Origin of the sequence: Pseudomonas citronellolis (assembly GCF_001586155.1) — a bacterium.
GTDB lineage: Bacteria > Pseudomonadota > Gammaproteobacteria > Pseudomonadales > Pseudomonadaceae > Pseudomonas > Pseudomonas citronellolis.
This window is the reverse complement of the sequence record NZ_CP014158.1, coordinates 3,106,503-3,119,642: the sequence shown is the minus strand read 5'-3', so window position 1 is coordinate 3,119,642 and position 13,140 is coordinate 3,106,503. Positions and strand designations below refer to the sequence as shown.

At 68.9% G+C, this 13,140-nt stretch carries 13 protein-coding genes; 4 read left to right on the top strand and 9 right to left on the bottom strand.

Annotated elements, in window-relative coordinates; genetic code table 11:
• Positions 1-5 precede the first annotated feature (5 nt).
• Positions 6-1,052 carry an L-glyceraldehyde 3-phosphate reductase gene (gene mgrA, locus PcP3B5_RS13805; RefSeq protein ID WP_061561583.1) on the top strand — a complete coding sequence of 349 codons (1,047 nt, stop codon included), beginning with the start codon at positions 6-8 and terminating at the stop codon, positions 1,050-1,052.
• Positions 1,049-1,996 (top strand): aliphatic sulfonate ABC transporter substrate-binding protein, encoded by a 948-nt coding sequence (locus tag PcP3B5_RS13800; protein ID WP_009620034.1) that lies wholly within the window; start codon positions 1,049-1,051, stop codon positions 1,994-1,996. The genes mgrA and PcP3B5_RS13800 overlap by 4 nt, the downstream gene beginning before the upstream one ends.
• A 6-nt stretch (positions 1,997-2,002) precedes the next feature.
• Here the strand turns inward: PcP3B5_RS13800 and PcP3B5_RS13795 are convergent, their stop codons facing one another.
• The 6 genes from PcP3B5_RS13795 to PcP3B5_RS13770 form a co-directional block, all read right to left on the bottom strand.
• Positions 2,003-2,890 (bottom strand): alpha/beta fold hydrolase, encoded by an 888-nt coding sequence (locus PcP3B5_RS13795; protein WP_061561582.1) that lies wholly within the window; start codon positions 2,888-2,890, stop codon positions 2,003-2,005.
• A 476-nt stretch (positions 2,891-3,366) separates the two neighbouring features.
• Entirely contained in the window at positions 3,367-4,704 is a 1,338-nt protein-coding gene (locus PcP3B5_RS13790) for an MFS transporter (protein WP_061561581.1), read from the bottom strand.
• Positions 4,705-4,855: 151 nt separating this feature from the next.
• A complete protein-coding gene (locus tag PcP3B5_RS13785) occupies positions 4,856-6,046 on the bottom strand; it encodes a CaiB/BaiF CoA transferase family protein (protein ID WP_082816325.1) in 1,191 nt (396 codons plus the stop codon).
• Positions 6,046-7,008, bottom strand: a complete 963-nt coding sequence (locus PcP3B5_RS13780; protein WP_237143092.1) for a hypothetical protein — start codon at positions 7,006-7,008, stop codon at positions 6,046-6,048. The genes PcP3B5_RS13785 and PcP3B5_RS13780 overlap by 1 nt, the downstream gene beginning before the upstream one ends.
• 114 nt (positions 7,009-7,122) lie before the next feature.
• On the bottom strand, positions 7,123-7,758 hold the full coding sequence (locus PcP3B5_RS13775; protein ID WP_082033768.1) for a TetR/AcrR family transcriptional regulator: 636 nt from the start codon (positions 7,756-7,758) through the stop codon (positions 7,123-7,125).
• A gap of 3 nt (positions 7,759-7,761) precedes the next feature.
• Entirely contained in the window at positions 7,762-8,937 is a 1,176-nt protein-coding gene (locus PcP3B5_RS13770; protein ID WP_061561579.1) for an acyl-CoA dehydrogenase family protein, read from the bottom strand.
• 470 nt (positions 8,938-9,407) lie between these two features.
• On the opposite strand from PcP3B5_RS13770, the gene PcP3B5_RS13765 reads away from it, so the two are divergent.
• Positions 9,408-10,613 (top strand): MFS transporter, encoded by a 1,206-nt coding sequence (locus PcP3B5_RS13765; RefSeq protein ID WP_061561578.1) that lies wholly within the window; start codon positions 9,408-9,410, stop codon positions 10,611-10,613.
• 136 nt (positions 10,614-10,749) lie between these two features.
• Positions 10,750-10,938: a hypothetical protein gene (locus PcP3B5_RS13760; protein ID WP_061561577.1), complete on the top strand. Its 189-nt coding sequence runs from the start codon at positions 10,750-10,752 to the stop codon at positions 10,936-10,938.
• 10 nt (positions 10,939-10,948) lie between these two features.
• Here the strand turns inward: PcP3B5_RS13760 and PcP3B5_RS13755 are convergent, their stop codons facing one another.
• From PcP3B5_RS13755 to PcP3B5_RS13745, 3 genes are all read right to left on the bottom strand, one after another.
• Positions 10,949-11,188, bottom strand: a complete 240-nt coding sequence (locus PcP3B5_RS13755; protein WP_009620020.1) for a hypothetical protein — start codon at positions 11,186-11,188, stop codon at positions 10,949-10,951.
• Between the two features lie 11 nt (positions 11,189-11,199).
• Positions 11,200-12,096: a universal stress protein gene (locus PcP3B5_RS13750; RefSeq protein ID WP_061561576.1), complete on the bottom strand. Its 897-nt coding sequence runs from the start codon at positions 12,094-12,096 to the stop codon at positions 11,200-11,202.
• Between the two features lie 115 nt (positions 12,097-12,211).
• Positions 12,212-12,823 (bottom strand): eCIS core domain-containing protein, encoded by a 612-nt coding sequence (locus PcP3B5_RS13745; protein ID WP_061561575.1) that lies wholly within the window; start codon positions 12,821-12,823, stop codon positions 12,212-12,214.
• Positions 12,824-13,140 lie beyond the last annotated feature (317 nt).

Below are 13,140 nucleotides of genomic sequence, written 5' to 3'. Positions count from 1 at the left end.
TACCCATGACCTACCTCGCCGCCCCCGAGCGCTACCAGCGCCTCCCCTACCGCCGCGTCGGCCGCAGTGGCCTGGTGCTGCCGGCCTTGTCCCTGGGCCTGTGGCACAACTTCGGCGACGCCACGCCGCTGGACACCCAGCGCGCGCTGCTGCGCACCGCCTTCGACCTGGGCATCAACCACTTCGACCTGGCCAACAACTATGGCCCGCCCTACGGCAGCGCCGAGATCAACTTCGGCCGCCTGCTGCGCGAGGACTTCGCCGCCTACCGCGACGAGCTGATCATCTCCACCAAGGCCGGCTGGGACATGTGGCCCGGCCCCTACGGCCAGGGCGGCAGCTCGCGCAAGTACCTGCTGGCCAGCCTGGACCAGAGCCTGCAACGCCTGGGCCTGGACTACGTGGACATCTTCTACTCGCACCGCTTCGACCCGCACACGCCGCTGGAGGAAACCGCCGGCGCCCTGGCCAGCGCCGTGCAGCAGGGCAAGGCGCTGTACGTGGGCATCTCCAGCTACTCCGCAGGCAAGACCCGCGAGCTGGCGGCGCTGCTGCGCGACTGGAAGGTGCCGTTGCTGATCCACCAGCCGGCCTACAACCTGTTCAACCGCTGGGTGGAAAAGGACCTGCTGGCCACCACCGACGAACTCGGCGCCGGCGTCATCGCCTTCACCCCGCTGGCCCAGGGCCTGCTCACCGGCAAGTACCTGAACGGCGTGCCCGAGGACGCGCGGATCAACCGCCCCGGCGGCGCTTCGCTGCGCCCCGAGCACCTGTCCGAGGACAACCTGCGCCGCGCCCGCGCGCTCGACGAGATAGCCGCGCGCCGCGGCCAGAGCCTGGCCCAGCTGGCCCTGGCCTGGACCCTGCGCGATCCGCGGGTGACCTCGGCGCTGATCGGCGCCAGCCACCCGCAGCAGTTGCACGAGAACGTCGCCGCCCTGGACAACCTGGCCTTGAGCGCCGAGGAACTGGCGGAAATCGACCGCCACGCCGTGGAAGGCGGGATCAACCTCTGGGAAAAACCCTCCACCGACTGGCAGGACGCATGACCAAGCACCTGAAGGGCCGCCTGGCGGCCCTGCTCACCCTATTCGCACTGGCCGGCGGCGCCTGGGCCGACGCCCCCGCGCAACTGCGCATCGGCTACCAGAAGGCCTCCACCAGCCAGGTGCTGGCCAAGGAGCACAGGCTGCTGGAGCAGCGCTTCGCGCACACCCGAATCGACTGGGTCGAGTTCCCCGCCGGCCCGCAGATGCTGGAGGCGCTGAACGTGGGTGCCATCGACCTGGGTGGCAGCGGCGACGTCCCGCCGATCTTCGCCCAGGCCGCCGGCGCCGACCTGCTCTACGTGGGCACCGAGCCGGCCAAGCCGCAGGCGGAAACGATCATCGTGCCGCGAGACAGCCCGATCCATGACCTGGCCGGGCTGAAAGGCAGGCGCGTGGCCTTCCAGAAAGGCTCCAGCTCGCACAACACCCTGCTGCGCGCGCTGCAGAAGGCCGGCCTGGGCATCGGCGACATCCAGCCGCTGTACCTGACCCCGGCCGACGCCCGCGCCGCCTTCGAAAGCGGCCAGGTGGATGCCTGGGCCATCTGGGACCCGTGGTATTCGCAACTGGAACTGGAAGGCCGCGCGCGGCTGCTGGCCAACGGCGAGGGCCTGGACCTGTCCGGCCCCTTCTACCTGGCCTCGCGCGCCTTTGCCGAGCGCAACGGCGAGTTCCTGCGCCAGGTGCTGGACACCTTCACCCAGGCCGAAGCCCTGACGCGCAGCGACAAGGCCGGCAGCGTGGCGATCATGGCCCGCGTCACCGGCCTGTCGCCCCAGGTGATCGAACTCACCTTCAGCCACCGCCCGCCGGCCTCGCCGATCCGTCCGCTGAACGACGCCGACGTCGCCGCCCAGCAACGCACCGCCGACCTGTTCTACGCCAACCGCATACTGCCGCGCGCCGTGAGCATCGCCCCGGCGGTCTGGCGGCCGGGGCCGTGAGCGGCGTCAGCCACGGGCATCCGCCACGCCGAGCAGCCGCGCGATCTCCTCGGCCACCCGCGCCGGCTCGCTGAGGATCAGCCCATGTCCCGAACGCGCGGCCAGCACATGGCGGCCCTGAGGCGACTGCCGGGCGCGGTAGGCATGGGCGGCGTTGGCCGCCGCGCGGATGCGCTCGCTCATGCCGAAGTCCGCCAGGGCGCCGGAGATGACCGTCAGCGGGATGTCCGGCAGCGCCGGCGGCTGGTTGCGATAGGTTTCCAGCGCCGCCACCAGGCCGGCCAGCTCAGCGCCGCGGGTATGCATTACGGGCATGGTGAAGCCTTCCCGGCGCAGGTCGGCGAGCACGTCCTCTGGCAGTACGGCGATGGCCTTGCGGTAGCAGCGCTCCAGCAAGCCGCAGCGGGCCAGCAGCCAGCTGGCCGCGTGGGCGAATTTCTCCAGGCGGCGGAAGGCCGGGGTGAAGATCAGCTCGCAGGCTTCGTCGGAGACGTCCGCCAGCACCAGGCCGGCGATGCGCTCCGGCCGCGCGGCGGTGGCGGCGCGCACCAGGGGGCCGCCGCCGCTGTGCGCCACCAGCACGAAGGGCCCGGGGCCGAGGTGGTCGAGCAGGTCGTTGAGGTCGTCGGCCATCCGCTGCATGCTGCGCGGCCGGGCGTCCGCCGGGCTGCGGCCGAGGCCGCTGCGGTCGTAGACCACGGCGCGGGTCCACTGAGCCACCAAAGGCTGGACCAGCCCCCAGAAGGAACGGCTGGCGGCCAGGCCGCTTTCGAACACTACGGTGGGCGCCTGCCCATCTGCCGGGCCTGGGAGGGCCTGGTAGAACAGCTCGCGGCCATCGCGGATGGGGGCCAGGCCGGGGGTGCCCTGGGTGGGTGCGGGGGCTGGGGGCATGGGGTGTCCTGGTGGGGTGTGGTGGCAGGTGGCAGGTGGCAGGTGGCAGGTGGCAGGTGGCAGGTGGCAGGTGGCAGGTGGCGAATGATAATCATTATTTTTAGATTGGCGATATGTTGTTGCCTTGGTGTGTCTGGTCGACTCCGCTCCCTCTCCCCAGCCCTCGGCTGCGCGCCCCGCCCTGAAGGGAGAGGGGGCTTTGTCCGTGCCGAGAGGAGGCCTGGCTTCAGCCGGCAGCTTCTGCGCTAGCCGGCTGACTCCAAAACATCAGCGTCTGCCCAACGGTCCCCTCTCCCTTCAGGGAGAGGGTTAGGGAGAGGGAAAGGCGCCAAACCAAAACACCGAAGCCACCGGTGAACACAACGCCCCGTAGGATGGCGTTGAGCGAAGCGATACCCATCACCGCCACCGCATGGGTTTCGCAAGCTCAACCCATCCTACGAAAAGCACCTCGGCCCCATCGGTAAAAAGCCCCCCTACTTCGCCTTGTTCTCCCGCAACATGCGCCTGGGAATCCCCAGCAGAATGGTCAGGCCACCCGCGATCAACACCAGCGCAACCGTATACATCCCCCACGACAGGCTCCCCGTCGCCCCACGCACCCAGCCGATGACGATGGGCGCGGTCAGTCCGCCCACCTGCCCCAGGCTGCTGATCAGCGCGATGCCTCCGGCCGCCGCCGTGCCGGACAGGAAGGCGGTGGGAATGGTCCAGAACAACGCCGTCACCGAGAGGTAGCCGACGCACATGATCGACAGCAGGACGATCGACAGCGTCCAGTTCGACGGCAGGTAGCCGATGGCGGCGACGGCGCCGGCCACCACCAGGATGCAGGCCATGAAGTGCCAGCGGCGCTCCACCACCCGGTCGGAGTTCCAGCAGACGATGAGCATGCCGACCGCGCCGACCATCCAGGGCAGCGCGGAGAGCAGACCGATGTACCAGACGTTGGTCACGCCCGACTGCTTGATCAGCGTGGGGGCCCAGAAGTTCAGCACCGAGCCGGCCCAGGGAATGACGAAGTAGCCGAAGGCGGCGATGTAGACCCAGGGGTTCCGCAGCGCCGCGGAGAAGTCGTGGCCCTTCTCGACGGCGGCCTTGGCGCTGGCGTCCTCGGCCAGGTGCGCCTGGACGATGGCCTTTTCCGCCGGGCTGAGCCACTTCGCCTGCTCCGGCTTGTCGGCCAGGTAGAAGTATGCGATCACGCCGGCGACGATGGACGGCGAGCCTTCGAGCAGGAACAGCCACTGCCAGGCCTTCAGCCCGTACACGCCGACCATGTTGTGCATGATCCAGCCGGAGACGATGCCGCCGATGGTGCCGGCCGCGGCGATGCCGAGGATGAACCTGGAGGTGACGCGGGCGCGGCGCCCGGACGGGTACCAGTACGTCAGGTAGAGAATCACCCCGGGCAGGAAACCCGCCTCGGCGCAGCCCAGCGCTATGCGCGCGACGTAGAACTGCATGGGGGTCTGCACGAACATCATGCAGGTGGAGATCAGCCCCCATAGGATCATGATCCGGGAGATGGTGACCCGCGCGCCGAAACGCTGCAGGCATAGGTTGCTCGGCACTTCGAAGAGGATGTAGCCGACGAAGAACAGGCCCACGCCGAAGCCGTAGGCGGCTTCGCTGAGGCCGATGTCGGCGCTGAACTCCAGGTGGGCGAAGCTGATGTTCACCCGGTCGATGAAGCCGAGCACGTAGCAGATGAACAGGAAAGGCAGGATTCTGAGGTTGAGTTTCCGATAGGTCGCGTCGACGTCCGACGGGTTCAGTTCGGCCAGCGTTATTGCGGGGGTTGCTGATTGCATCGTTGTTCTCCACCCGTTGGCTGCCTGCGAAAAGCATGCAAAGGCCCTTGCCCGCTCTTCGCAGAGGGACAGCCGCTATTCGATTGATCGTGCTGGTGAGTGCGGGGTCAGCCTCGCGGCCGGCCCAGACGCGAAAGGCGCGCGGGAGGCCTCAAGGCTCCCGTTCGGCGCCGAATACGCCGCGCTCGGCGAGCGCCCTTATCTGCGCGGCGGAAAAACCGTAGGCCATGAGCACTTCGTCGCGGTGCTCGTCGAGCCGGGGCGGCCGCCTGCGCAGGGCGCCCGGCGTGCGCGCCAGTTTCACCGGGATGCCCGGGCCGCTGTAGCCCTCTTCGTGCATGACCATCTGGCGGTGCAGCGTATGCGGCGCCTGCGCCACCGTCCCGACGTCGAGGATGGCCGCAGCCGGCACGCCCTTGCGCAGCAGTTCCTCGCCGAACGCCTCGCCGCGGACCTGCCCGAACAGCCTTTTCAGCTCGACTTCGAGCGCGGCCCGGTTCTCGACGCGCAGCCCGTTGCTGGCGTACCGCGCATCGTCCGCCAGGCCGGGCGCCCCCAGCAGCTGGGCGAGCAGGCGGAACTGCCGGTTGTTCGCCACGGCGACGAATATCGGCGCGCCCGCGGTCTCGAACAGGTCGTAGGGCACGATGTTCGGATGGCCATTGCCGACCGGCTTCGGCGGCACCTTCGAGGCCAGGAAGTTCGCCAGGTACGGGTGCGCCATGCTCACCCCGCTGTCGTACAGGGCGACGTCGGCCATCTGCCCGCGGCCGCTGCCGTTGCGCTCGTGCAGCGCCAGCAGGGCCGCGAGCGCCGCGTTCATGCCGGTGCACATGTCGACGATGGGCGAGCCCAGCCGGACCGGCAGCCGCCCGGGTTCGCCATTGATGCTCATCAGGCCGGACAGCGCCTGGACCACGGCGTCGTAGCCGGGCAGTTCGCCGAGCGGGCCGTCGTCGCCGAAGCCGGTGATGCGGCAATGCACCAGCCGGGGCAAGCGCCGGGTGATCTCCAGCGGCGATTCGATGCCCCAGGCGCGCAGGGTGCTCGCCTTGAAGTTCTCGATGAGCACGTCGGCGCTTTCCAGCAGCGTCCAGAACACTTCGCGGCCGGCCTCGGAGCCCATGTCCAGGGTGATCGCCCGCTTGTTGCGGTTCACCGCGTTGAAATAGGCCGCGCTGCCCTCCACGAACGGCGGGCCGAAGCCCCGGCACTCGTCGCCCTCGGGGCCTTCCACCTTGACCACGTCGGCGCCGTGATCCGCCAGTATCTGCGCGGCGAAGGGCCCGGCGAGGACCCGCGAGGCGTCGATGACGCGCAGTCCTTCCAGTGCGCCGGCCATCACACACCTCCCCCGACGTGCCAGGCGAAGCGGCCGTTGGCCAGGTCCTTGTGGGTGACGCTCAGCGCCAGCCGGTGGTTGTGCGCATCGGCGGCGCCTTCCAGCAGGCCGTTCCAGATGTCGAAGACCGCCGGGTGCAGGGCCTGTGCCTGGCCGAACAGCGTCCATCCGCGCTGGCTGATGGCGTAGCCGTCGGCGCTTTCCTGCACCCTGACCTCGTCCCCCTGGGCCCGGGCCAGCCTGGCCAGGAAGTCGACGAAGGCGTGCAGCGACTTGTCCTGCGCCACGCCCAGACGCGCCGCCGTCTCGTGATAGCACTGCATGGCGACCTGGCGCGCCGACAGGCGCAGCACGTTCACCGCCTCGCTGGGGCCGAAGAGGTCGACGGCGGTGGGCAGGGTCGAGCGTACGTATTCCATCGCATAGTTGCGGCTGGCCTTCTCGATGCGCGCCTGCGGCCAATCACTGGAGGGCAGCGTGGGCGCGGCGGCCGCGTCGAAGTCCGGGGCGTCTTCGTGGCGGGCGAAGCGCAGCCGCTCGTGGGGCGCCAGGGGCGCGTCGTATTCGTAGTAGTAGCCTTCCAGGCCGGATTGGCCATCGGCGGTCTGCTTGGTGCAGACGAAGCCCAGGCGCGGGTTGCCCAGGGTGACGCCGTTCTGCGCATGCCAGCCGCGCAGCATGGCCGCGGAAACCTCCGAGGGGATGCCGCACAGCGCGGTGCCCGACCAGATCCAGCGCGGCGGCGTGTAGCGCACCCAGGCCTTGCGGTCGCTCTCGTACATGTACTCGACGCAGACGCCGCCGATGTTGTTCGACAGGTAGTGATATTGCGCGGCGGCCACCGCGGGCGGGAGCTTGTCGATGCCCAGTTTCGCCAGGCCCTGGAGGAACCGTTCCGAGCGTTGCCGGCAGAACACCTGGTAGACCAGTTCCGCCGCGCGGGATGTGCCTTGCCGGGTCACCGAGGAAAGTACCATCCCGGTGAAAAACGAGTGGTACCAGTGCGCTACCGCATGCCATGCCTCGCTGGTTTCTTTATCGACTACCGTATTCATCTCTACTACCTTCTAGTTGTTTTAGGTTTGCCTGAGACCATCTACGACGTAATCCGCAATCTCTTCTGCAACTTTCAGCCGCTGCATATCCGTTTCGCCCGGTTGGCGGCGATACCACATGGTCGTCCAGTTCAATGCCCCCAACAGCGGCTTGACCAACAGGTGCGAATCGACGGACTTGAATATGCCGGCGACGATTCCCTCCTCTATCACTTCGCGAAACAGCGCTTCGTATTCGTCGCGCATGACGATGAGCCGCTGCATTTCGGCGCGCTGGGCATCGGTCAGGCTGCCGGTGAGGTGCTTCTCGACGCCTTGCACGGTCACCCGCTGGTAGGACGTGTATTCCATCATCAGCCGGGTATGCTCGACCGCCATCCGCCGCAGCCGCTGGTCCGCGCCCAGGGCTAAGTCCGCGGCGATGGGCGCAACGCTTTCCAGGTTCATTTCCATGGCCCGCCGGTGCACGGCGGCGAACAGGTCCCCCTTGCTCCGGTAGTAGTAATAGACACTGCCCTTGGTAGCCTGAATCTGGTCCGCCACGTAATCGATCGAAGTTGCTTCATAACCAACTCTGGAAAACGCCTCTGCCGCGGCATCCAATATCGCCGACTGACGCAGCGGCATGTTTTCGTAACGGACGGATTTATTGGCCACACTTCATTCCTTCTTGTTCGGGTTTGCACACAACGAATGTTTTACCTGGCGCGCCAGGACCACTCGCTGGATCTCCGAAGTGCCTTCGTAGATTTCGGTGATCCGCTGGTCGCGATAATAACGTTCCATCGCGCTGGGCTTTACGTAGCCCCGGCCACCCAGAATCTGTAGGGCATCGTCCACAATGCGGTGGGAAGATTCGCTGGAGAACAGCTTGGCCATCGCCCCCAGCCCGGTTATGTCGTCGCCGCGGTCGTATGCGCGGGCGGCTTCGTAGGTCAGCATGCGGGCCGCGGACAGCGAGGTGACGGCGTCGGCCAGTTTGAAGCCGACGCCCTGGTGGTCGATGATCGGGCGCCCGAAGGTGCTGCGCTCCACCGCATGGGCCGCGGCCTCCTCGAATGCCGCCAGGGCGATGCCGTTGGCCTGGGCGGCGATGACCACGCGCCCCACGCCGAGGGTGGCCAGCGCCAGGCCCAGGCCCTTGCCGGCTTCGCCGACGATGGCGTCGTCCTCGACGTAGGTGTCCAGCTTCAGGTTGGTGGTGGTGGTGCCGCGGATGCCCATCTTGTCTTCGTAGTGGTCGATCACCACGCCCTCGGCGTCCCGGGCCACGACGAAGGCGCTGATGGCCTTCCTCCCGGCGCTCTCGCCGGTGGCGGCGAAGACGATGAAGTGCCGGGAGTGGCCGCCGTTGCCCAGCCAGCATTTCTCGCCGCGTATCCGCCAGCCCTTGCCCGTGCGGGTGGCGGTGGTCTGCAGGGCGGCGGGGTCGGAACCGGCGCCACGCTCGCTGAGCGCGAAGTTCACCGCGGCCCCGGTTTCGGCGAGCCCGCCCAGCAGCCGGCGCTTCTGCGCGTCGCTGCCGCCGAGCAGCACGGGGAACGCGCCGAGGGACAAGGCCGCCATGATCGCGGCGGTGGAAGCGCAGCCGCGCGCCAGCTCCTCGACCACGGCCACCAGCGCGCACAGCGACGCCCCTTCGCCGCCATGTTCCCGCGGCACGAACATGCCGCTCAGGCGGTTTTCCAGCAGCACGGGCAGGTGTTCCAGCGGGTAGCGCTGGTCGCGGTCGATCTCGGCGGCCAGTGGGCGGAAATGCCGTTCGCCGAGCAGCCGGGCGATCTCCTGCCAGCGGCGCTCGTCGGCGGTCAGCGGTGGGCTCCAGATGATGCTCATGAGAATACTACCGAGTAGGTTTTTAGAAAGTGACGACGCATCCCGGGCAGGCCGGAATCCCGTCTTGCGATCAACATACTACTCAGTATCCAAATCCGTCATCGCCCCGCCGGCAGCCCGCCCCCGCTGCCCGCCAAGCAAGGTGTCGCCCCTCTCCAGCCCCCTTTCGCCGACGCTTCCCGACCCAGCCTCCATCCCGCAAAGCAGCGCAAACCCTGACGTAGGATGGGTGGAGCGAAGCGATACCCATCACCCTGACAGACACGCCCACCAGGAACACTCCTACAGACATAGACACCGCTTTACCCAGCCCAAACGACCATCGCCCTACCCGTCTATTCCGAGCCTTCCGTCCACCCAGGCGGAACCTTCTGCTATCCTGTGCGTCCTTTCGCTGTCGGTCACTGCCTTGACCGTGCTCCCCGTGACAGCCGCGCCCCGGCGCACCGCATAAGACCAAAGGACCCCTGATGACTACCTCCGCAACCGAACCGCGCAGCCGCGGTGCGGCCCTGGTGCTATTCGCCCTCGCCGTGGGCGGCTTCGCCATCGGCACCACCGAGTTCGCCACCATGAGCCTGCTGCCGCTCTTCGCCCCGGCGCTGGGCATCGATGCGCCCACCGCCGGCCATGTGATCAGCGCCTACGCCCTGGGCGTGGTGGTGGGCGCGCCGCTGCTGGCGGTGCTCGGCGCGCGCCTGCCGCGGCGCACCCTGCTGGTGCTGCTGATGGGGCTGTTCGCCATCGGCAACGGCCTCAGCGCGCTGGCGCCGACCTACCACTGGATGCTGCTGTTCCGCTTCATCAGCGGCCTGCCCCACGGCGCCTATTTCGGCATCGCCGCGCTGGTGGCCGCCTCGCTGGTGCCGCCGCACCGGCGCACGGTGGCGGTCGGGCGGATGTTCCTCGGGCTGACCGTGGCCACCATCGTCGGCGTGCCCCTGGCCAACTGGCTGGGCCAGGCGTTGGGCTGGCGCTGGAGCTTCGCGCTGGTCGCAGCCCTGGGCGTGACCACCATGCTCTGCGTGCGCCTGCTGGCGCCTTACTCGCCGCCCGAGGCCGGCGCCAGCCCGCTGCGCGAGCTGGGCGCGCTCAAGCGCGGCCAGGTGTGGCTGACCCTGGGCATCGGCGCCATCGGCTTCGGCGGCCTGTTCGCGGTGTACACCTACCTGGCCGACATCCTCGGCGCGGTCACCCACGTCTCCCCCGCCGTGGTGCCGCTGGTGCTGGCGGTGTTCGGCGTCGGCATGACCCTCGGCAACATGTTCATCCCGGTGCTCGCCGACCGCGCGCTGATGCCCACCGCCGGCGGCCTGCTGGTGTGGAGCGCGGTGGTGCTGGCGATCTTCCCGTTCACCGCCGGCAACATCTGGAGCATTGCGGTCTGCGTGTTCTTCGTCGGCTTCGGCGGCGCCCTGGGCACGGTGCTGCAGACGCGCCTGATGGACGTGGCCGAGGACGCCCAGGGCCTGGCCGCGGCGCTGAACCACTCGGCCTTCAACTTCGCCAACGCCCTGGGCCCGTTCCTCGGCGGCCTGGCCCTGGCCGCCGGCTACGGCTGGACCTCGCCGGGCTGGGTGGGCAGCCTGCTGGCCATCGGCGGTTTCGTGCTCTGGTCGATCTCCCTGGCCGCCAGCCGCCGCCAGGAAAGGGCCGCCCTGCAGGGCGACTGCTGAGAAAGCGCCGCGCTGCCGTCCGGCTGTGGCCGGCAGCGCCCGCTGCGCGAGGTTGATGCGGATCAAGCCGTCGCCCCCTGCGCGGCGTACAAGTGGTTGCAGTCCACTTCCCCGCCGGCTCCGCCAGGAGGCTTCCATGCGCACGCAACTGCTGCACACCCGCGATGGCCACTGCTACGTCCAGCTCGACCAGTTCCGGGTGCCCTTCCACGACGAAACCCAGGCCCGCGACTACCTGGAGCGCCTGCAGCAACGCCTGGCCGCGCCCCACGCGCTGGCCGAGGCCCGTCGCCGCGACGTCGCGCAACGGCGCCAGGGCGGCTGAGCGCCTGCTATCAAGGACGACGCGCCGTGGGCCCGTCGTCCTTCTGCTGTTCCACCCAGAGCGAGCGCGGGTCGCAGATGATCCGCGACGGGTTGCCGATGGACACCAGGCACACGCGGTTCTCCCAGCGGTCCCAGAGGAACACGTACTGGGCGTCACCGCCGGCGGGGGTGTAGCGCAGCATCATCCAGGCCACCACGGCGATGGCCCAGAGCGACAGCAGCAGGGCGAGGAACGCGACCATCTTCATGGCCGCGCGCCTCAGGGCCGGACCGCGAGAATGCCCGAATGCACCCGGTACAGCGCCTGTTCGGTGGTGCTGCCGATGATCTTCGCCAGGCCCGGGCGGTAGAGGGTGCCCATGACCACCACGTCGAAGCATTTCTCGTTGGCGAATTCGCTGATGACCTGGGTGGCCGCGCCCTTGACCAGGTGCTGGTAGGGCCGGCCGACGCCAAAGCGCTCGCCGATGCGGTCCATGCGCTGGCGCGAGCGGCCGCTCATCTGCTCGGCGACTTCCGGCGACCAGGCCACGGGCCCGGCGGCATAGGCCAGGTAGCCGCTGGCCAGGTCATAGGCCTGCAGCAGGTGCAGCTCGGCGCCGCACTGCCGGGCCAGGGCCTGCGCCGACTCGACGATGTGGTCGTTGAGCTGGTCGACGAGCACGTCGTCCTGGGACAGGTCCAGCGCGGCCAGCACCCGCTGCGGGCGCGGGTTGTCGGCGGTGCTGACCAGGTGCAACGGCACCGGGCAGCGGCGCAGCAGTTGCCAGTCCAGCGGCGTCATGATCGCCCGGCTCAGCGCCGGCTCGTACTGGCTGTCCTTCACCACCAGGTCGATGCCATGCAGCTCCACCAGGCGCAGCGCCTCCTCCAGCGGGTTCTCGGTCCAGATCGCCTCGACGCCGACCTCGATGCCCTGGGCGCGCAGCTCCCCGGCGCGTTCCTCCAGCCAGCGCTCCTGGCGCAGGCGGGTTTCTTCGCGGGCGCGGGTCTGCAGCACGCTGTCGAGCACGCCCAGGCCGACCGGCAGGGCATCCAGGGTGACCATGTGCAGATGGCCGCCACCGGCCAACGCCAGGGCCTTGGCCCGCGCCATGGCGGCGGAGTCACGGAGCAGGGGATCGCAGATCAGCAGCAGGCGCGTGTAGGCGTTCATGGGGGACCTCCGGAGGGGGACAGGGGTTGTGCCCTAAGCCTGCGCCTTCGCCACCGCCGGCCCCTTGATGTGCATCAAACGCGCCGCAGCGCCTGCCAACCGGCGGCGAACCCGGCTAGTCGCCGGCCGGCGCCCGGGCGCTGCGCATTTCCCGGGAGACCTGGTTCTGGATGGCGTAGGCCGGGTCTTCCAGGGCGCTGAAGTTGCGCACGTACTGGCGGGCGAAGCCGTCCACGCCCAGCTCGCGGTACTGCTGCACGTGCTTGAGCTCGTGGGCCCAGAGGGCCAGGTTGTGCAGCGCGTCGTCCTCGTTGCGGAACACCACCACGTCGATCAGCGTCACGGCGACCACGTCCTGGTTCTGCAGCATGGCGCTGGCGGCGTCGACGTCCTGGCCCTGGCCGACGCGATAGCGCACCGCCTGCAGCAGGTCGTCCGGGTACCAGGCCTGCAGTTGCGCGCGCAGGTCCAGCGGCAGCGGCTGCACGCCGGCGGCCACCATGCGCTCGCGGGACTGGCTGAGCCACTGCGCCAGGGCGGGTGCCGCGACGTTGCGGGCATCTTCCTGGAGCACGCCGAACACCCCATCGGGGTCGGCCACGCAGATGCAGCCGCCCAGGCAGACCTCCGACTGCCCGGCCGGGCAGGCATACAGCGCCGCGCTGGCGCTGAGGCCGGCGGCAAGGAGCAGTGAAAGCAGCGGACGCGACGGACGGGACTTCGACAAGCGGGGCTCCTGGGTTCGGGCAGGCGGGCGAGTATACCCGTGTTGTTTCAGACAACGGCGGTGGGGGGTTAGCTCCCGGGAATGCCCCGGTGGTCAGCGGCGTTTCACGTGGGGCGCATAACGCCTATGGCGTTATCCGCCGTTTGGCCTTGGCTTCCGGCGGCGCCAGGGTTGACCTTGGCGTTGGCTATGGCTCCGGTGTATCGGCGGATAACCGCGAACGGTTATTCGCCCTACGCTCCATGCAAGTACAGTCGTAGGGCCTTATCCGCGATAACCGGAGCCTCCGGCGCGGATCGCGGATAAGATCCTACGCC